Below are 19183 nucleotides of genomic sequence, written 5' to 3' on the forward strand. Positions count from 1 at the left end.
CTGTTCCCGGCGCACATGACGCGCGCCGCTAAAGCTCCAGAATTGAAGTGACGACGGGCACAAGCGCCTCGCCGATCGCCCGCGTGTTGGCCGCATCGAGATGAACGCCGTCGATGGGAGACGCGACCGCAACATCTGCGGCATCAAAGAAATGCGCGCCTTCTAGGCCCGCCCAGTGCCGATAATGGCGTGCGAGTTCTTTCGAGTTTTCGATCGCTCCGGCGAAATTCTCACCCATGATCGGATCGTCGCTCCTGACCGCATGCGGCGGCGACATCACCAAAACCTGCGGCGCTGCATAGCGCGGGTCTTCGGCATGGTGGCCGCGGACGATCCTGATCAGGCGCCGTATTCCCTGCCCGGCAGCGGCGGGGCGGCCATGCAGGGCCGCCCTCAGATCGTTGGACCCGAGCATGATGATGACGAGATCGAGCGGCGCATGGCTAGCCAGAAAGACCGGCAGGATGCGCGCGCCGTTCCGCTCGATGCTGCTGCTGCCATCCTCATAGGCGGTGGTGCGACCGCCCAGTCCTTCGGCGATAATCCGTGCCTTGCCGCCGAGCCCCGCCTCGAGGGCCGAGGGCCAACGGTCATCATAGGCATGGCGGAGACCCGTTGCCGGGTCCTCGCCAAAAGTCAGACTGTCGCCGAAGCACAGGATGGTTTTCATGTCAGCGTCCATACTCCGAAACCAGGCGTTCCAGCTTCTCGTTTCGATGCTTCAGATCGAAAGGGCGCTGGCTTGCGGTCAGCCTGAACGGCCGGCCTTTCACGCGCGAGTGGAAGAACCGACCCGCCGAGGTCACGATGATGCACTCGCCCAAAAAATATCGGCCGAATACGAAGCAGAGCAACGACTTGTTCTCTCCGAAATAGTCGATCTCCCAAACTCCTGTCCGATTGACGGCTGCATCGTTGTTGAGCGCCACGAACGTCCCGTCATTGCGGAACTCCACCAGCGAATAGTCTTCCAACGGAAAGGCTGCGGAACCCATCCGCGTGCGGACCAGATAGGTGTATCCCGCGAATTCAGCCTTGAGCGCAGCGGCGCCGCCGTCTCGGCCCACCTTGATGAGGTATCGGCCCTGAACGTCTTCGACCTGCTGCGCGCCAGCACTCATCGTGAAGGCCAAGGCAACAACAATGCCAAGCAGCATGGTTCTGATCGTGTTCATCTCACAGCCCCTTCTGCTTTGCCATCTTGGCGAGTGTGATTTTCCGACTCATGCGGAATTGAGGAGCCTCTCCGGCAGTCAGTCCAAAAGGGTTACCGTCAGTGATCTCTCGAAAATTTGCGGTCCCGCCGCGGAAGCAGTCTGACAAACCGGATTGGGTTGCCAGTTGGAAGCAGGGATCCAGGACGCCCGGAATGATTTCACGCACCTTCCAGCGCCCGGGCAATGCAACCTTGTATTTGCCGTTCCACCAGACGAGATCGCCGTTCGATTTGGCATAGGCAATGAACGAGCCGGTGTTCAGTATTCGTTTGAGCGAATCCCCTCTGGCGCGCGATGTGACTTCAACGCGAATGGTTTTGTTGCCGAACTCACGTTTGGCATACGACATGCCTTGCCCGAGCATCCGGTCAAGATCACTCCAGTGAAGCGGACGGATCTCGAGCGCAGACGCCGGCATAGCTGTCGCGATTGCGACTAGTGCGGCCAGCAAGATCTGAAATATTGGGCGGTTAGAAATCAAGGACGTATCCTCCAATCGAAAACAGGAGGCGATGATGTCCGCTAGGCCAACATCATCACCGGTGTTTCGATCAGCCGCTTGAATTCGCTTAGCAATTCTGCCCCGAGCGCCCCATCGACCGATCGATGGTCGCAGGACAGCGTTACGGACATGAATTGACCAGTCAGGATTTCTCCGTTCTCCACATAGACTCGCTCTTCGCCGGCCCCGACAGCCAGAATTGTGCCGTGCGGCGGGTTGATGACGGCGCCGAAGTCCTTGATCCCGTACATGCCGAGATTGGAGACCGAGGATGAACCGCCCTGGTATTCATGGGGCGCGAGCTTCTTGGACCGGGCGCGGGTGGCGTAATCGCGCACTTCCTCGGAGATCTGGCGCAGGGTCTTTTCCTCGACCTTGCGCACGACCGGGGTGAACAGACCGCCTGGGACCGCAACAGCCACACCGACATCGGAATGCTTGTGATAAAGGATCGAATCCCCGGCAAAGGTCGCATTGGCCTGCGGGACGTTCTGCAGCGCGATGGCCCAGGCCTTGAGGATGAAGTCGTTGACCGAGAGCTTGAACTCGGGCTTGCCGTCCTTGGTCTTCGGCGCCGTCGCATTGATGCGTTCGCGCGAAGACATCAGATCGTCGATGTTACAGTCGATGGTCAGGTAGAAATGCGGGACGGTTTGCTTGGCCTCGGTCAGGCGCGCGGCAATGGTCTTTCGCATGCCGTCATTGGGCACGATCTCGTAGGTGCCCTCCTCATAGAGCGCCAGCACCTGATCCTTGGTCATGCCGGTCGCCATGGCGGCACCGCCAGCAGCACCCGCCGCCGGCCTGGCTGACGGGACACCTTCCTTGAGTGCCTTTTCGATGTCGCGCTTGACGACGCGGCCCTTGGGCCCGGTGCCACTGAGCGCAGTCACATCGATATTGTTTTCCTTGGCCAGACGGCGCGCCAGCGGTGAAGCGAAGACCCGTTCGCCATCCTTGCGCGGCGCGGCACCGGCGCTTTCCTTGGCGGCAGGCGCCGGTGGGGCCTTCTCGGCCTTTGCGGGTTCGGGCTTGGCCTCTGACTTGGATTCCTCCTTGGCAGGCTTTTCCTCGGCCTTCTTGTCCGCTTTGGGCGCGTCGGCTTTCACCTCACCGATGTCGGAAGCGCTTTCGCCTTCCTCGAGCAGCACGGCGATAACCGCGTTGACCGCCACGCCTTCGGTGCCCTCCGCGACGACGATCTTGCCGATTGTGCCTTCTTCGACGGCCTCGACTTCCATCGTCGCCTTGTCGGTCTCGATCTCGGCGATCACGTCACCCGGTCCGATGGAATCGCCTTCCTTGACGAGCCACTTGGCGAGGGTTCCCTCCTCCATGGTGGGCGAAAGCGCGGGCATGGTGATGTTGATGGTCATATCCGGACCTCTGAGCGCGGTTGGCGCGGGCACATGGCCCTAGCGCTAATTGCCAATATCTTCGTTCCACAATTCGGGGTGATCTGCGATGAAGCCGCCCATCATCCCGATGCATTCTTCATCGTCGAGGTCCACGACCTCGACGCCTGCCAGGCGCAGAACGTCCTGGTATCCCTTGAAATTCCGGCTTTCACCGACCACCACCTTCGGCACGCCGAACTGGATGATCGTTCCGGTGCACATCATGCAGGGCGACAGGGTCGTGTACATGATCGTGTCTTTGTAGGTCTTCTGCCGGCCCGCGTTGACGAGACAAGCCATCTCGCCATGCAGGATCGGGTCGTCTTTCTGCACGCGCTGATTGTGTCCCCGCCCGACGATCTCGCCATTGCGCACCAGCACGGCGCCGATCGGCAAACCGCCGACCGAGAGACCGGTGCGTGCTTCAGCAACGGCCTCCTGGAAATGGCTCAAATCGGGGGTGAAGGGCTGCATGACCTTACTTCCGGTAGGTGACCTTGTTGACCGCGTCGATCACCTCGTCGGTGCTCGGAAGGGCCAGCTTTTCAAGATTCGCCGCATAGGGCATCGGCACATCCTTGCCGGTGACCGATAGCACCGGCGCATCGAGATAGTCGAAGGCCTGGGTCATGATCTGAGCGGCGATGTAGCTGCCGAGCGAGTTCTGCGGCCAGCCTTCCTCGACAGTCACGCAGCGGCCGGTCTTCTTGACGCTTTCGATGACGGTCGGCAGGTCGAGCGGGCGCAGGGTGCGCAAATCGATCAGTTCGACGTCAACGCCCTCGGATACCAGCTGTTCGGCAGCCTGTGTCGCGTAGCGCATGCCCATGGAATAGGCGACGATGGTCACATCAGCACCTTTGCGGGCGATGCGGGCCTTGCCGATGGGCAGCACGTAATCGTCGAGCTTGGGGACATCGAAGCTCTGGCCGTACATGATCTCGTTTTCGAGGAAGACGACCGGGTTCGGATCGCGGATCGCTGCCTTCAACAGGCCCTTGGCATCAGCCGCCGTATAGGGCGCGACGACCTTGAGGCCCGGGACATGGCTATACCATGCCGAATAATCCTGGGAGTGCTGGGCGGCAACGCGTGAGGCGGCGCCGTTCGGGCCACGGAACACGATGGGCACGTGCTGCTGGCCGCCGGACATGTAGAGCTGCTTGGCGGCGGAGTTGATGATCTGGTCAATCGCCTGCATGGCGAAGTTGAAAGTCATGAACTCAACGACCGGACGCAGCCCTGCAAAGGCCGCACCAGTGGCAAGACCGGCAAAGCCGTGCTCGGTGATCGGGGTGTCAATCACACGCTCGGCGCCGAACTCCTGCAGCAGGCCCTGGGTGACCTTATAGGCGCCCTGGTACTCGGCGACCTCTTCGCCCATGACGAAGACGTCCTTGTTGGCGCGCATTTCCTCGGCCATGGCATCGCGCAGCGCTTCGCGAACGCTGGTCGAGACCATCTCGGTACCCTCGGGGATATCGGGATCGCTCTCGGCTTCGAATGCAGGGGCGGCGGGCGCGGCCGGTTTCTTGTCCTCATCAGAATCCGAGCCCGAGGATTCTGCCTCGTTTGCGGCCGGCTTTTCGTCCTCGACCTTCGATTCTTGAGATGCCGGCTCGGCATCCGCCTTGATGTCGTCCGCACTCTCGCCTTCGCCCAAAAGCGCGGCAATCGGGGTGTTCACGGCCACCCCTTCGGTGCCTTCGGCGATCAGCAGCTTGCCGATGGTGCCTTCATCGACGGCTTCGACTTCCATCGTCGCCTTGTCGGTCTCGATTTCAGCGATGACATCGCCGGGACCGACGGAATCGCCTTCTTTGACGAGCCATTTGGCGAGTGTGCCCTCTTCCATGGTGGGGCTCAGCGCGGGCATCAGGATATTAGTGGGCATGCGCGGTTTCCTCGATCAGATTCAGGCGGCCCCGGGATCGGCTTGATGAATGCCGAACACATTGCCTTCTGTGTCTTTCGCAAAATACTGCCAACCCACTCCGGGGATGGCCTGTTTGGGTACGGCCGGGGTGGCGCCAAGCGCCTCGGCCCTCGCGATCGTGGCGTCGAGGTCGTCGACCTCGATCGTGCACACGAACGCCATGATGATATTGCCGGATTGTTCGCCAACCCGCTTGAGCAGGCCACCATCGATGCCGGGCTCGCCCTTTTCTCCGGTTTTGACCGTCCAGTAGGTGTCGGGCATGATCTCCGCGAACTCCCAGCCGAACAGCTCGCCATAAAACCGGCGGGCGCGGGCTGGATCGTCACAGTGGATCTCGAAGTGAACGACACGCGGCATGGGTTGGCTCCGACTCAGGCGCTGACCGTGATATCGGTCCACAGTTCGGACGCATCGGGCTGGTCATCTTCAGTAGCGAATTTCTCCGCCTCGGACACGACGGCCCTGATTTCCTTATCGATATCCTTGAGCTCGTCCTCGGTGGCCCATTTCTGGTCGAGGATGCGCTTGCGCACCATCTCGATCGGATCACGCTCCGAGCGCATGGTCTGCACTTCTTCCTTGGAGCGGTATTTCGCCGGATCGGACATGGAATGGCCGCGATAGCGGTAGGTCAGCATCTCAAGGATGTAGGGCCCCTTCCCGCTTCTTGCATGATCGATGGCCCGTTCGGCAGCTTCCTTGACCAGGCGGACATCCATGCCGTCGACCTGCTCGCCGGGGATGTCGAAAGACCGGCCGCGCTGCGAGAAATCGGTGGTCGAGGCCGAACGCTCCACGCTGGTGCCCATGGCGTATTTGTTGTTTTCGATCACATAGACGACCGGCAGGTTCCAGAGCTTGGCCATGTTGAAGCTCTCATAGACCTGACCCTGGTTGGCGGCGCCATCCCCGAAATAGGTGAGCGAGACCGACTTGTCCTTGCGGTATTTGGCGGCGAAGCCGAGGCCCGTACCGAGGCTGACTTGTGCCCCGACGATGCCGTGGCCGCCATAGAAGCGCTTTTCCATGGAGAACATGTGCATGGAGCCACCCTTGCCTTTCGACAGGCCGCCCTGGCGTCCGGTCAGCTCAGCCATCACGCCGTTGGGGTCCATGCCCACGGCCAGCATGTGACCGTGGTCGCGATAGCCGGTGATCGTCGCATCTTCGGGCTTAGCGGCCATTGTGATGCCGGTGACCACAGCTTCCTGGCCGATATAGAGGTGACAAAAGCCGCCAATCAGGCCCATGCCGTACATTTGGCCTGCCTTTTCCTCAAAACGCCGGATCAGCAGCATATCGCGGAAGGCCTTGAACTCCTGCGCTTTGTCGAACTTGGGCGCATTCGACCGCGATGCGGCGGCATTGGCCTTGGCCGTGGTGCTGGAGGATTTGCCTGCCGCAGACCGGGACGCCGGCTTGCGTCCCGCGCTTGTGGCCGAGCGGGACTTCGAAGCGGTTGGCTTGCTGGCAGTGGTTTTGCTGGCAGTCGACTTGCTGGCGGGCTTTTTCGCCTCGCCCTCGGACGCCTTTGAGGGTTGCCGGGACCGGGTGGTGGTTTTGCGTGCCATGTGGCAGCCTCCGCAATTGGCCTTGGGCTGGGTGACGAAACTCCTATCACCTTACGCGCGACGTCACCAGCCGGAAACTGCGAGAATTACCCCGGCCTACCGTCTATCTCATTGTTATTCATATTGAATTCGATTTAATCGTTTTTCAGTTAAATCACTAACTTAACTGATTTTCGATTACTGCCCCGTCAGCGGGATCAACAAGTCGTCCTTGTGCGTCATGCCGACCAACTCGCGAGCGCGCTGGGTCAGAATGTCCGGATCAAGCCGATTGGGATCGAACAAGGCGATGCGATTGCGGTAGCTCTCAATGTCAGCATCGATCTCGGCGATTGTGGCATGGAGCTCGACCTGCTTGTCCTGCATGGCGAGCTGTGAGGTAATGCCGTAATTGCCACCCAGCGCATTGTAGGCCAGATAGATCTGGGCCGCGATCAGCACCCCGGTGATGGCGAGCTTCTTGGTGATCGAGGGACGCTTGAGACGGGTGGGCATAGCGGTTCAACGCGATACTGGAACAGTCCGGTTACCCTATGACAAATGCCTTAATGCGAGGTTGAAGCCCCCCGAAACAGGGCCACGGTATGCCGTGGCCCCATCGGCTCGATGCTGCGGCTCAACGCAGCCTCATCAGATCGCTTCCACCGTCAGGGCGAAGCGAACCGGTCCGCCACGGCGGGTTTCAACGACAAAATCGTTGAGCGGTTTGCTGCTGGCCGATTTCGCTGACAGGTCGCCAACGAACACAATGCCCAGCCCGTAATTCACGAACTTCTGGGTGAACAGACCCAGCTTGCGGTTGGCCAGATCGAAGAAGTCGGGATCGCAGCGTTCGATGGGAATGCCGACGCAATCGGCCTCGCTCCCGAACAGGCTCCCCATCAGATCAACCGCATCCGCCTCGGTGCCGAATTTCGGACCGGTTGCTGGAATGATGGCGACGGTCTTGCCGTCTCTGGTTGTCTTGATCTGCATGATCTTCTTTCTGACAAGGCGGGAAGTCGGGAAGGCCCGGCCTCCCCCGCCTTGCGAAGACCATGACCCGGGTCAGGCCTTCAGGATTGAACGGCCTGCGTATTTTGCGGCATCGCCCAGCTCTTCCTCGATGCGGATGAGCTGGTTGTACTTGGCGAGCCGGTCAGAGCGCGCCAGCGAGCCGGTTTTGATCTGCCCACAATTCACCGCCACGGCGAGGTCGGCGATGGTCGCGTCCTCGGTTTCACCCGAACGGTGCGACATGACGGCCGTGTAGGCCGCCTTGTGAGCGGTTTCGACAGCGTCGAGGGTCTCGGAGAGCGAGCCGATCTGGTTGACCTTGACCAGGATCGAGTTGGCAACGCCCATCTTGATGCCTGAAACCAGCCGCTCGGTATTGGTGACGAACAGATCGTCGCCGACGAGCTGACACTTGCTCCCGATGGCCTCGGTCAGGGCTTTCCAGCCGTCCCAATCGTCCTCTGCCATGCCGTCTTCGATCGAGATGATCGGGAAGCGGGAGACGAGATCCTCGAGATAGCGCGCCATTTCCTGATCGCCGAGCGATTTGCCCTCGCCCTTGAGCTCGTATTTGCCGCCCGCATAAAACTCGGTCGACGCGCAATCGAGCGCGAGGTAGACGTCCTCACCCGGCTTGTAACCGGCCTTTTCGATCGAGCGCATGATGAAGCCGAGCGCGTCTTCGGTCGAGTTGAGGTTCGGTGCAAAACCGCCCTCATCACCCACATTGGTGTTGTGGCCATCCGCCGACAGACCCTTTTTGAGGGTGTGAAAGATCTCGGTCCCGATCCGCACGGCGTCGGCAATCGATTCCGCACCGACCGGCATGATCATGAATTCCTGGATGTCGATCGGATTGTCCGCGTGCTCGCCACCATTGATGATGTTCATCATGGGTACGGGCAGCAGATGCGCATTGGCACCACCCACATAGCGGTAAAGCGGCAGCCCGCTTGCCTCCGCTGCGGCCTTGGCCACGGCCAGCGACACGCCGAGAATGGCGTTGGCACCGAGCTTGGATTTGTTCTTGGTGCCATCGAGCGCGATCATGGCGGTATCGATGGCGAGCTGGTCGAGCGCATCGGCGCCGTGCAAAGCCTCGAAGATCGGGCCATTGACCGCATCGACGGCCTTGGTCACGCCTTTGCCGAGAAAGGCATCGCCACCGTCGCGCAATTCGACTGCCTCATGAGCACCCGTCGAGGCACCTGAGGGGACCGCCGCGCGGCCGAAGCTGCCATCGTCGAGCACCACATCGACTTCAACCGTGGGGTTCCCCCGGCTGTCGAAAATCTGGCGGCCGTGAATATCGAGAATGGCAGACATGGGCGAAGACCCTTTGTTCGCAGTTGAAACTGGGCGCTTGATATACCGGCATCGTGAAGATTGGAAGATGGGCGGCATGCGCGTTGTGAGCACCAGGTACCCTTGGGCACACGGCTGTCCCCGCGTTGTGCCCCTGTGGAACGGCGTCTATCGTATTCCGACAGGTCGTGGCGAACCGCCGGTCTGAAGGGACCTGGGAACTGCAAGAGGGAGCAGGAGATGAACTCGTCTATTGCAAAATACCTGGTGTTGACCATCCGAGTGGTCTTGACCCTGGCCTTTCTGGCCGCGGGCATCGCCAAACTGATGGGCGCGGAAATGATGGTCGCAACCTTCGATTCCGTGGGTTGGGGCCAATGGTTCCGATACGTCACCGGAATCATCGAAATCGGCGGTGCGATCTTGCTGTGGGTACCGGGGGTCCAGATACTGGGCGCGCTTTTGCTGGTGTGCACCATGATCGGTGCCCTTTTCGCGCATATCACGGTGCTGGGCATGGGCACGGCGCCGCCAGCCATCATTCTCGGCATTCTCTCGGCTGTCATGATCGCTGTTCACCGGGATCAGATCCGGCGCTTCACAGGCGCAGCCGCCTGACGGGCGATACCGGCGCTAGTAGTGTGGTGGCGGTGCGTCGGGTTGCTTGTCTTCCAACGCGGCCTCGACCTCGCGCAGCTCGTCCTGAAGTTTGCCCAGCCGGCGTTCCAGCGCTTCGATATGCCGCCAGTGACCGGCCAGCGCCTCGTTGAGGTCGTCGATGGTCTGATCCTGGTGTGCGGCACGGATTTCGAGGGTCTCCAGCCGCTCAAGCAAAGCAGCGATATCGGTCATGGGGGCCTCCTAGTGCCAATCGCGGGTATAGACGAAGCGCGGCATTTCCCATTTGCGGAAGATGGCCAGCGCTCGCAACGCGAAGCCGAACACCAATGCGATCGCTGTCACCGCATCATGGGGCAGCGGCGTGTACTCCCCTGCCAGATAGATGACGCCCGTGATGATCGACACTGACGCATAGAGTTCACCTCTGAAGAGAAGCGGCACTTCGTTGCAAAGGACATCGCGGATGACTCCGCCCGTACAACCGGTGATCATGCCCGCAACGATCACGATCAAAAGCGGTTGTTCGAGGGCGATCGCGACATTGCAGCCAATGATGGTGAAGGTGACCAGGCCCAGGGCGTCGAGCAGCAAGAACGCCGTCTTGAGACGATCAAGGAAGCGGGCGAGAATGATCGTTGCAGCGGCCGCGCCGATGACAACGAGCAGATAGTGCGGGTTCGCAACCCAGGGCAGCGGATAGTTGCCAAGAAGCATGTCGCGCACCGATCCGCCCCCGAGCGCTGTGACACACGCCAGCAGGCAAACGCCGACCCAGTCCATGTTGCGGCGGCCCGCGCTTAGCGCGGCAGTCATACCCTCAACGGTGATGGCCAGATAGAAGATGGCGATGAGCACCGGCCCCTCCGGAATCGTTCCGCAAAGTGTGGGGCGGGGCCGGTCACCCGGCAAGCGGCACCTTGCGCAGGGCGGAGTTTCACACAGATGCCACTGGGGTCAGTCGTCCAGCTTGTGCGCATCCAGTTCGCGTTGCGCTTTCTCGCGTTCGGCTTCGGTCCGCTTTTTCTCGGACTTGGTCCGCCCGAACAAGGAACGGTTGGATTCAGCCTGCGCTTGTTTTTCTGCCTTCGCCTTGCGCTTGCGCGCCTGTCGCAGATTGATGATTTCCGCCATCTCGGGACCCCTGATCGTCGATGCCTTCAATCGATAACGGCTTCCACCGGGCGCCGCAACGATCGCGGCATGGCCGGCCCGCGGCCAAACCGCATGATCAAATCGGGACGCCTGCCACCAAGGCCGAGTGCTGCCGAGAGCTGTGACCGCAGCTCAGCCACCTCAACCGGTTGATTGACGAAGGCAGTGCGAAGGCCCTGCCGCGTCGCCTCAAGCGCAAATCGCTGGCTGGCCCGGCCTGCAGCAATCCAGTGCTCTGGATCATCGCGTTCAGACACGAAAACTGCCAACCCTGCCGATGATCTGATCTGTCGGGCGTATTTGTCGTTTTCGGCATCTGCCGTAAAAACCAGATCAAAGATCGCATTGGCGATCAGCGGTGGCAGAGGCGGATTGCCTGAACAGGCCGAATAGAGGCCGTCTCGCGCAGCAGCTGCCTGGCGACCGTCAAAGCGCAGCCAGGATCGCAGTTCGCGCCGGAATGCCGGGTTCTCCACCTGACGGGTGTTGGCCGCCAATACGAAGTCGAGCACCTGTTCGATCTGCTGCGGATCGTCGATCAACAGGACTTCACAACCCTCAACTTTTGCGGCGCGCTCGAGCGCTGAAAGCAAACCGGCTTCCACAGGTTCTCCGTCATACTCGGCGCGGGTCGACTGGCGCTCCAGAATAGCGTCGAAGAGCGGGTTTTGTTGGCCGCCGGTTCGCGTGAGGTCGATGTCGAAGGCGGGCGCAGCATCCCCTGCATACGCGCCGGCCACTGCCCAGCCCTGGCGTGTTGCCGCCAGCATGAGGTTTTCTGCGGCACAACCAAGACTGGCGTAGAGATGATGATCGTCAGGATCAGCGCTCGGCGTCACCCGGGTGAAGTCGGGCTTGATTGATACCGTCGTGCCCGCCAGGCTGAACCGCCAGGCCTGTGTGTTGTGGCTATTCGCGGCAAGCGTGGCGTAGTGGGTCAGGTAGGAAAGGTCGTGGAGCTCGACCGGATCCCGATGGGACCAGGTTTCGAGGAGAGCCGCCTCATAAGCGCGCGCGCCCGACCATTGATATGCGCCACCGCCGGCAGCCAAAGCCGCAAGGCCGCCTGCCCCGATCAAGACATCTCGGCGTGTGACCATGCTTCCCCCCACTCGACATGCGGAAAGCATAGGCGCGATCTCGCGCGCCGCCTTGTTTCAAATCAACTGGGAAACCCTAGACCAGGCGAGCCTGCTCGAGCGCCGCTTCGATGAAGGACGCGAAGAGTGGATGCGGCTCGAACGGGCGAGACTTGAGTTCGGGGTGGAACTGGACACCGATGAACCACGGATGGTCCGTCCGTTCGACGATTTCCGGTAGCAGGCCATCGGGCGACAGACCCGAGAACATCAGCCCGTTGGCCTCCAGCACCGTGCGGTAGCGCATGTTCACTTCCCAGCGGTGGCGATGACGTTCGGAAATCTGGGTGCCGCCATAAATGTCGGCCACCCGGCTGCCGCGCTGCAGCTCGGCCTTGAAGGCGCCCAGCCGCATGGTGCCACCGAGATCAGAGGTCTCGGTGCGCTTTTCGAGCTCATTGCCCTTCATCCACTCGGTCATGAGGCCGACAACCGGTTCATCGGTCTCGCCGAACTCTGTGGAGCTCGCATTGGGGATACCGGCGGTGTTGCGCGCCGCCTCGATGCAGGCCATCTGCATTCCGAAACAAATGCCGAAAAAGGGCACGTCGCGCTGACGGGCATAGCGCACCGCCTCGATCTTGCCGCCTGACCCGCGCTCGCCGAAGCCGCCGGGCACCAGAATACCGTGAACGCCTTCGAGATAGGGGCCGGGATCGTCTTTCTCGAAGATCTCGGAATCGATCCACTGCATGTTGACCTTCACGCGGTTGGCGATTCCGCCATGATTGAGGGCCTCGGACAGGGACTTGTAGGCGTCGAGCAGGCCTGTGTATTTGCCGACGACCGCAATGTTCACTTCACCTTCGGGGTGGTGCACGCGCTGGGAGATCTCCTCCCAGCGGCTCAGGTCCGGCTCTGCCGCGTCATCGATGCCGAAGGCAGCGAGGATTTCGGCGTCCAGTCCCTCGCGGTGATAGGCGATCGGCACATCGTAGATCGAAGCCACGTCGAGCGCCTGGATGACTGCGGTTTCGCGCACATTGCAGAACAGGGAGAGCTTGCGGCGCTCGCTTTCCGGGATCGGGCGATCGCACCGCACCAGCAAGATGTCCGGCTGGATACCGATCGAGCGAAGCTCCTTGACCGAGTGCTGGGTCGGCTTGGTCTTGAGTTCGCCGGCGCTGGGGATGAACGGCATCAGGGTCAGATGGACATAGGCAGCTGTGCCGCGGGGCAGTTCGTTGCCGAGTTGGCGGATCGCCTCGAAAAACGGCAGTGCCTCGATGTCGCCGACCGTGCCGCCGATCTCGCACAGCACGAAATCGTAGTCCTCATTGCCGTCGAGGACGAAATTCTTGATCTCGTCCGTGACGTGCGGAATCACCTGAACGGTCGCACCGAGATAATCTCCGCGGCGCTCCTTGGTGATGATGTTCTGATAAATGCGACCAGTGGTGATGTTGTCCTGCTGGTTAGCCGCGCGCCCGGTGAAGCGCTCGTAGTGTCCCAGGTCAAGATCGGTTTCCGCGCCATCATCGGTCACAAACACTTCCCCATGCTGGTAGGGGGACATCGTGCCGGGATCGACATTGAGATAGGGGTCGAGCTTTCTCAGACGGACTTTGTAGCCACGTGCCTGGAGAGCGGCACCTATAGCCGCAGACGCCAAGCCTTTGCCGAGAGAGGAAACCACGCCACCGGTGATGAAAATGTACCGTGCCATGGGCCTTAACCTTACTATGGAACGCCTCGATTCGAAGCGCGAAATTCAACTACCAACCAAAAAAACGGGGGCGCCCTGCCCCCGTTTGATTATTCTGCCCTTTGAGCGGGCTATTGCGCGTTGTCTGCGCCTGCCTCGTCAGAGGATGGCGCGGGCAATGCATTTGTATCGTCCGCAGGCGCTGGCAAGGCATTGGCGTCTTCCGCCGGCGCCGGCTGATCACCCGAATCGGTTGCCTCGCTGCCTGTATCGCCGCTGAGTTCATTCAGGCGATCAAGAACGTTGGTCTGGCCGCTCGAGCGTTCACCGGCCTGGTCGAGAATCGTGCTCGACTGGCTGCCGAGCTGCGGCAGGATGGTGAGGGCAATCGAGGTAGCGAAGAACAACGCCGCGAGAATCGCGGTCGTGCGGGTCAGCAGATTGGCCGACGAGCGGGCGCTCATGAAACCGCCGCCGCCGCCACCGCCGATGCCCAGCGCGCCCCCTTCGGAGCGCTGCATCAGGATCACCGCAATCATCGCCACAACGATGAGCAGATGGATCGCAATCAGGACTGTTTCCATCGGAATTCTTGTCCGGCTTGTTCAAAAGATGCGCGGTTCTACACGAACTGATCCCCACATGACCAGACCGTGTGACCGAAAAATGTCGCAGGGGAGCTATGCAGCCTGAATAATGGCCACGAATTGCTCCGCATTGAGGCTGGCGCCTCCGACGAGCGCCCCATCCACATTTTCTATAGCGAGCAGTTCGGCGGCATTGTCCGGTTTGACAGACCCGCCGTACAGAATGCGAATCCCCTCGCCGATTTCACCATAGCGCTCGACCAGAACCTTGCGGATCACGGCATGCATTTGCTCGACATCCGTAGGGGATGCGGTCTTGCCTGTGCCGATGGCCCAAACGGGCTCATAGGCAACCACAATCGTCTCCGGTTTACCCTCCTGGGGCAGAGAACCGACCAACTGCGCGATCACCACCTGATAGGCGTCACCGGATTCACGCTGGCTTTCGGTTTCGCCAACGCAAATTATGGGAAGCAGTCCGGCTTCCAGCGCTGCTTCCGCCTTAGCGCGCACCGTCGCATCGTCCTCGTGATGGTCAGCCCGGCGCTCGGAGTGCCCGACAATGACGTATTTTGCGCCGACGTCCGCCAGCATATCGGCCGACAAATCGCCGGTGTGGGCACCGGACTTGTCCTGATGACAATCCTGCCCACCAAGGCCAATGGCGCTGTCACCCAATCGCCAACCCATCTGGGCCAGGATTGTCGCGGGTGGACAAATCAGCACATCGCAGTCAGGCGTGTTCTCGCCCTCGATCCGATCGGCAACGCGTACCGCCTCGTCGATACTGGCGCGCAGCCCGTTCATCTTCCAGTTTCCCGCCACCAGTTTGCGTGGTGCAGTTGCCATACCCGCTATCTCCTCATACCCCTAGAAAAACAAGCGATTGAGCGCCTTGCGATCCAAGCGAGACCCTGTCTATTATGCGCCGCCTCTCGCCGGGGGATAATCCCGCAGTAACGAGATATGAGCGGCGCATATCGCCCATAAAGCGGTTGCCCGTTCGGCACAGTTTATCGTACCGCATTCGCGGAAGGCGTGCCGAAACACGTTTCGCCCCGAATTGCTTTAGGAATGGACGTTTCATGCTCGATCAGATGCGCAGCTTCGCCTCGACCTGGGTCGCCAAGATCCTCATTGGTCTATTGATTATCGGTCTCGCGGGGTTCGGTATCTCAAATGTCTTCCTGAATCTAGGGAGTTCGACCGTTGCCCGTGTGGGCGATGAGGAAATCAGTTCGCGCGATTTCCAGCGGGCCTATGTGAATCAGATCAATGCCTATGCGCAGCAGACCGGTCAGTACCTGACCGCGGAAGAAGCGACGCAGCAAGGCATTCCCGGCGCAATCCTGCAGCGGCTGGCCACAGACGCTTCGCTCGATGCCCTGGCCAAGCGCTACGGCATGAGCGTCACCGACGAGCGCGTGACCGATATCATCGCCAATGATCCGAGCTTCTCCGACACTCTGGGCGGTTTCAACCGCGACGCCTTCACGGAAGTGCTGCGCCGCGCTGGCTACACGGAAAACGAATTCATCGAAGTTCAGCGTGCCGCCGCGACGCGCCAGCAGCTCGTCAATGGCCTGTTTGCAGGCATTCCTGCGCCTGAGACGATGTCGACGCTCACTCGCCGCTATCAACAGGATACGCGCACGCTCAACTACTTCATCGTCAACTCGACCATGATCGACGAGATTGCCGAGCCGACCGAAGAAGAGCTGGCAGCCTATCTTGAAGAGAACCAGGCACAATTCCGTACCCTTGAGACGCGGACCGTTCAGATGCTCGTGCTGACGCCGGAAACGCTGGCGGCCACCATTGAGCCGACCGACGAGCAGATCGCTGCCGAATATGACCGGTCCGGTGCCGACTTCCAGGCCCCGGAAAAGCGCGCGGTCCGCACCGTTACCCTGATCGATGAAGGCGCCATGCAGCGTTTCGTTGAGGGTCAAAGCGAAGGCACGGACTTCGACACCCTTGTTTCCGAACTCGGACTTTCGGCAACGGTAGCCGATCTTGGCACCGTCAGCGCCGCAGAAATCGGCTCTGACCTGGTTGCGGAAGCAGCCTTTGAGACCGAGGCCGGCAGCTTTGCGCTGATCGATGGCGACACCGAAGGAACCGCTGTGGCTGTTGCCGTCGACAGCGTCGAAGCGGGAGGCCAGTTGCCGCTCGACGACGTACGCGATGAAATTGCCGACCGCGCGGCTCTGCGCCTTGCCAATGATCGCATGCTCGACATCGTCGACCAGATCGAAGAATTGCGGGCAGGCATCATCCCGGTCACTCAGGCCGCTGAACAGTTCAACCTCAATCTCGATGAAGTCACCGTCAACCGCTCAGGCGCCGGCCTTTCTGACGTTGCCGCGCTTCCTGAAGGCGCAAGCGGCCGGCTGATTCCCGCAATTTTCAATGCGGAGCAGGACGGGCTTATCCCTTCGGTGGCCTTGTCCGCCGATGAAACCGTGTGGTTCGACATCACCAATATCGAACCTGCACGTGACCTGACGCTCGACGAGGCCCGTGACGACATCACCGCGGCGCTGATCGAGGAACGCACCGACAAGGCGCTCGAAGCGAAGGCGGAAGAGTTTGTCGCCGAGATGGAAGAAGGCCAGTCGCTGTCTCAAGTGGCGTCCGCGAACGGGCTGTTCCCTCAGCTTTCGGCACCGGTAACCCGGTTTGGCGGCGACGAGAATATCGGCCGGCAGGTCGCGAATGCTTCGTTTGACGGCGGCATCGGTTACCCGGGTTATGCCCGCAATGCCGGCGGTGACCTGCTTGTCTTCCAGGTTGCCGATATTCAGCCCGCCAGCGAAGAGCAGACTGCCGACACCCTGACCGACGCAGTGCAGACGGCTGTGCTCAATTCCCTGTCGACAGCCTTCCTGCAGGGATTGCAGGCCGATGCCGGGTTCCGCGTCAATCAGGGCGCTCTCAACCAGGCGATGGAACTCACCACCTCCGGGGGCCAGTAAATCAGTGACCGCCGGCGCCGACGCAGACTTTGCCACCGCCTATAACGCCGGCGCCGCCCAACTGGTGTGGCGCCGTGTCGTGGCCGATCTGGAAACGCCGGTCGGCACGCTCCTGAAACTGGCGGAGGGCCGCAAATACACCTTCCTGCTCGAATCGGTGCATGGCGGCAATGTCCGTGGCCGCTATTCGATGATCGGGGTCGAACCGGACCTGCTTTTCCGCATTGTCGACGGAAAGGCGGAGATCAATGAGACGCCTGACCGGGATCCGGATGCCTTCGTCCCCATGAACGAGGCCCCGCTGGATGCCATTCGCGCCGTCTTGAAGTCCTCCGAATTCGATCTGCCCGATGACGTGCCGCCGATGTCCGCAGGCGTGTTCGGCTATCTCGGCTATGACATGGTGCGGCAGATGGAGGATTTGCCGGATAGCAATCCGGATGTGCTGGGCGTGCCCGAGGCCATGTTGATGCGTCCATCGCTTGTGGCCGTCTTCGACACGATCAAGGACGAACTCTATCTTGCCACACCGGTCAGACCGCGTGATGGCGTTTCCGCCGGACAAGCCGAGGAAGCCGCCCTCGCCCGTATCGATGATGCGATTGCCCGGCTGGCACGTCCGACTGGCGCCACGCCAGAACTGCCCGACATCGCTGCGCTGAAGACCGTCTCCAACACGCCGCGCGACGAGTATCTCGGGATGGTCGAAAAGGCGAAGGACTATATCCGCGCCGGCGACATCTTCCAGGTCGTGTTGAGCCAGCGCTTCGAGACCGAATTCACGCTGCCGCCCTCGTCATTCTATCGGGCACTCAGGCGCACCAACCCTTCGCCTTACATGTATTTCCTCGATATGGGCGCGTTCTCGATTGCCGGCTCGAGCCCGGAAATCCTGGTGCGCGTTCGCGATGGCAAGGTCAATGTCCGCCCGATCGCGGGCACCCGCAAACGAGGCGCCACCCCGCAGCGCGACAAGGAACTTTCCGAGGAACTTCTGAACGATCCAAAAGAGCTTGCCGAGCATCTGATGCTGCTCGATCTGGGTCGAAACGACGTAGGAAGGGTCGCCAAGATTGGTACGGTCGAGGTCACTGACAAATTCTTCCTCGAGTACTATTCGCATGTCATGCACATCGTCTCGAACGTCGAGGGCGCGCTCGATCCGAAATATGACATGATCGATGCACTGACCGCGGGCTTCCCTGCAGGCACGGTATCGGGTGCCCCCAAGGTGCGCGCCATGGAGATCATCGACGAGCTCGAACGCGACCGCCGCGGCATTTATGCCGGGTGTGTCGGGTATTTCGCGGCCGATGGGTGGATGGACACCTGTATCGTGCTGCGCACCGCGATCCTCAAGGACAACAAGCTCTATGTGCAGGCGGGCGCCGGGATCGTTGCCGACAGTCAGCCGGAACTTGAGCAGCTCGAATGCGAAAACAAGGCCCGCGCCCTTTTCAGCGCCGCCGAGGAAGCGCTACGCTATGCCGGTGAGGCCGGGGTCGGGCAATAAGGGGATTGGGCCATGCGCCTCCTGTTCATCGATAACTATGACAGCTTCACCTACAACCTCGTGCATTTCCTCGGGGAATTGGGTGCGGAGCCCGTTGTTCAACGCAACGACAAGATCGCTCTGGATGATATTGCCGAGATGGCGCCCGAAGCCATTGTGCTGTCGCCAGGCCCCTGTACGCCGAACGAGGCCGGTATCTGCCTCGATCTCGTTTCGCGCTTTCGCAATCGCATTCCGATCCTGGGGGTCTGTCTCGGACACCAGTCGATCGCCCAGGCGCTTGGCGGAAAGGTCATCCGCGCGCCAAAGCTCATGCATGGCAAGACCAGCCGGATCAGCCATAATGGGCGCGGTCTGTTCCGGGGGCTCAATGACGGCTTCGTCGCGACGCGCTATCATTCGCTGACCGTCGAACGCGAGAGCTTGCCCGCGGAGTTGATCGTCACTGCGACTTCGGACGACGGTCTGATCATGGGGCTCGAACACATCTCGGAACCGCTTTACGGCGTGCAGTTCCACCCCGAAAGCATCGCGTCCGAGAACGGACATCAGATCCTCAAAAACTTCATGGAGCTGGCCGGCGATTTCAACACCGCCCACGCCGCCTGACGGGAGATTGGC

Annotated in this window: 22 protein-coding genes; 4 read left to right on the forward strand and 18 right to left on the reverse strand. The window is 60.9% G+C overall.

Features of this window, described 5'->3' with window-relative positions:
- Positions 1 to 28: 28 nt before the first annotated feature.
- The 11 genes from G489_RS0101025 to eno form a co-directional block, all read right to left on the reverse strand.
- Positions 29 to 670: an SGNH/GDSL hydrolase family protein gene (locus tag G489_RS0101025; RefSeq protein WP_029039939.1), complete on the reverse strand. Its 642-nt coding sequence runs from the start codon at positions 668 to 670 to the stop codon at positions 29 to 31.
- 1 nt (position 671) lies between these two features.
- Positions 672 to 1175 carry a hypothetical protein gene (locus tag G489_RS0101030; protein ID WP_029039940.1) on the reverse strand — a complete coding sequence of 168 codons (504 nt, stop codon included), beginning with the start codon at positions 1173 to 1175 and terminating at the stop codon, positions 672 to 674.
- Between the two features lies 1 nt (position 1176).
- Complete coding sequence (locus G489_RS0101035; RefSeq protein ID WP_029039941.1) at positions 1177 to 1698, reverse strand: hypothetical protein; 522 nt, start codon at positions 1696 to 1698, stop codon at positions 1177 to 1179.
- Between the two features lie 41 nt (positions 1699 to 1739).
- The gene (locus G489_RS0101040) at positions 1740 to 3095 is read right to left on the reverse strand and encodes a pyruvate dehydrogenase complex dihydrolipoamide acetyltransferase (RefSeq protein ID WP_029039942.1); all 1356 of its coding nucleotides are present in this window, start codon (positions 3093 to 3095) and stop codon (positions 1740 to 1742) included.
- 45 nt (positions 3096 to 3140) lie between these two features.
- Positions 3141 to 3590 (reverse strand): nucleoside deaminase, encoded by a 450-nt coding sequence (locus tag G489_RS0101045; RefSeq protein WP_029039943.1) that lies wholly within the window; start codon positions 3588 to 3590, stop codon positions 3141 to 3143.
- A gap of 4 nt (positions 3591 to 3594) precedes the next feature.
- Positions 3595 to 5010, reverse strand: coding sequence for a pyruvate dehydrogenase complex E1 component subunit beta (locus tag G489_RS0101050; protein ID WP_029039944.1), 1416 nt, complete (start codon positions 5008 to 5010; stop codon positions 3595 to 3597).
- A gap of 21 nt (positions 5011 to 5031) precedes the next feature.
- Positions 5032 to 5412: a VOC family protein gene (locus tag G489_RS0101055; RefSeq protein ID WP_029039945.1), complete on the reverse strand. Its 381-nt coding sequence runs from the start codon at positions 5410 to 5412 to the stop codon at positions 5032 to 5034.
- A 14-nt stretch (positions 5413 to 5426) separates the two neighbouring features.
- The gene (gene pdhA / locus G489_RS18605; RefSeq protein WP_081691323.1) at positions 5427 to 6626 is read right to left on the reverse strand and encodes a pyruvate dehydrogenase (acetyl-transferring) E1 component subunit alpha; all 1200 of its coding nucleotides are present in this window, start codon (positions 6624 to 6626) and stop codon (positions 5427 to 5429) included.
- Positions 6627 to 6803: 177 nt separating this feature from the next.
- Positions 6804 to 7121: an FtsB family cell division protein gene (locus G489_RS0101065; protein ID WP_029039946.1), complete on the reverse strand. Its 318-nt coding sequence runs from the start codon at positions 7119 to 7121 to the stop codon at positions 6804 to 6806.
- A 135-nt stretch (positions 7122 to 7256) separates the two neighbouring features.
- On the reverse strand, positions 7257 to 7601 hold the full coding sequence (locus tag G489_RS0101070) for a DUF4180 domain-containing protein (protein WP_035871123.1): 345 nt from the start codon (positions 7599 to 7601) through the stop codon (positions 7257 to 7259).
- 72 nt (positions 7602 to 7673) lie between these two features.
- Positions 7674 to 8948 carry a phosphopyruvate hydratase gene (eno, locus tag G489_RS0101075; protein ID WP_029039948.1) on the reverse strand — a complete coding sequence of 425 codons (1275 nt, stop codon included), beginning with the start codon at positions 8946 to 8948 and terminating at the stop codon, positions 7674 to 7676.
- A 219-nt stretch (positions 8949 to 9167) separates the two neighbouring features.
- Here eno and G489_RS0101080 point away from each other — a divergent pair, with 219 nt between their 5' ends.
- Positions 9168 to 9545: a DoxX family protein gene (locus G489_RS0101080; protein WP_029039949.1), complete on the forward strand. Its 378-nt coding sequence runs from the start codon at positions 9168 to 9170 to the stop codon at positions 9543 to 9545.
- A 15-nt stretch (positions 9546 to 9560) separates the two neighbouring features.
- Here the strand turns inward: G489_RS0101080 and G489_RS0101085 are convergent, their stop codons facing one another.
- The 7 genes from G489_RS0101085 to tpiA all read right to left on the reverse strand — a co-directional run bounded on the left by G489_RS0101085 (position 9561) and on the right by tpiA (position 14920).
- The gene (locus G489_RS0101085) at positions 9561 to 9779 is read right to left on the reverse strand and encodes a SlyX family protein (RefSeq protein WP_029039950.1); all 219 of its coding nucleotides are present in this window, start codon (positions 9777 to 9779) and stop codon (positions 9561 to 9563) included.
- 9 nt (positions 9780 to 9788) lie between these two features.
- Positions 9789 to 10403 (reverse strand): trimeric intracellular cation channel family protein, encoded by a 615-nt coding sequence (locus tag G489_RS0101090; RefSeq protein ID WP_029039951.1) that lies wholly within the window; start codon positions 10401 to 10403, stop codon positions 9789 to 9791.
- 99 nt (positions 10404 to 10502) lie between these two features.
- Positions 10503 to 10679: a DUF4169 family protein gene (locus tag G489_RS22140; protein ID WP_081691324.1), complete on the reverse strand. Its 177-nt coding sequence runs from the start codon at positions 10677 to 10679 to the stop codon at positions 10503 to 10505.
- Between the two features lie 26 nt (positions 10680 to 10705).
- On the reverse strand, positions 10706 to 11800 hold the full coding sequence (locus G489_RS0101100) for an Acg family FMN-binding oxidoreductase (protein WP_029039952.1): 1095 nt from the start codon (positions 11798 to 11800) through the stop codon (positions 10706 to 10708).
- A gap of 76 nt (positions 11801 to 11876) precedes the next feature.
- A complete protein-coding gene (locus G489_RS0101105; RefSeq protein WP_029039953.1) occupies positions 11877 to 13505 on the reverse strand; it encodes a CTP synthase in 1629 nt (542 codons plus the stop codon).
- A 110-nt stretch (positions 13506 to 13615) separates the two neighbouring features.
- Positions 13616 to 14068 (reverse strand): preprotein translocase subunit SecG, encoded by a 453-nt coding sequence (gene secG / locus G489_RS0101110; RefSeq protein ID WP_029039954.1) that lies wholly within the window; start codon positions 14066 to 14068, stop codon positions 13616 to 13618.
- A gap of 96 nt (positions 14069 to 14164) precedes the next feature.
- On the reverse strand, positions 14165 to 14920 hold the full coding sequence (gene tpiA / locus G489_RS0101115; RefSeq protein ID WP_029039955.1) for a triose-phosphate isomerase: 756 nt from the start codon (positions 14918 to 14920) through the stop codon (positions 14165 to 14167).
- 236 nt (positions 14921 to 15156) lie between these two features.
- Between tpiA and G489_RS0101120 the strand changes: the two genes are divergently transcribed.
- The 3 genes from G489_RS0101120 to G489_RS0101130 are packed head-to-tail and all read left to right on the forward strand — an operon-like array spanning position 15157 to position 19171.
- Positions 15157 to 17049 carry a peptidylprolyl isomerase gene (locus tag G489_RS0101120; RefSeq protein WP_029039956.1) on the forward strand — a complete coding sequence of 631 codons (1893 nt, stop codon included), beginning with the start codon at positions 15157 to 15159 and terminating at the stop codon, positions 17047 to 17049.
- Between the two features lie 4 nt (positions 17050 to 17053).
- Complete coding sequence (trpE, locus tag G489_RS0101125) at positions 17054 to 18562, forward strand: anthranilate synthase component I (RefSeq protein ID WP_029039957.1); 1509 nt, start codon at positions 17054 to 17056, stop codon at positions 18560 to 18562.
- Positions 18563 to 18574: 12 nt separating this feature from the next.
- Positions 18575 to 19171, forward strand: a complete 597-nt coding sequence (locus G489_RS0101130) for an anthranilate synthase component II (protein WP_029039958.1) — start codon at positions 18575 to 18577, stop codon at positions 19169 to 19171.
- The last annotated feature ends 12 nt before the right edge of the window (positions 19172 to 19183 follow it).

The organism is Cucumibacter marinus DSM 18995 (assembly GCF_000429865.1).
Taxonomy (GTDB): domain Bacteria; phylum Pseudomonadota; class Alphaproteobacteria; order Rhizobiales; family Devosiaceae; genus Cucumibacter; species Cucumibacter marinus.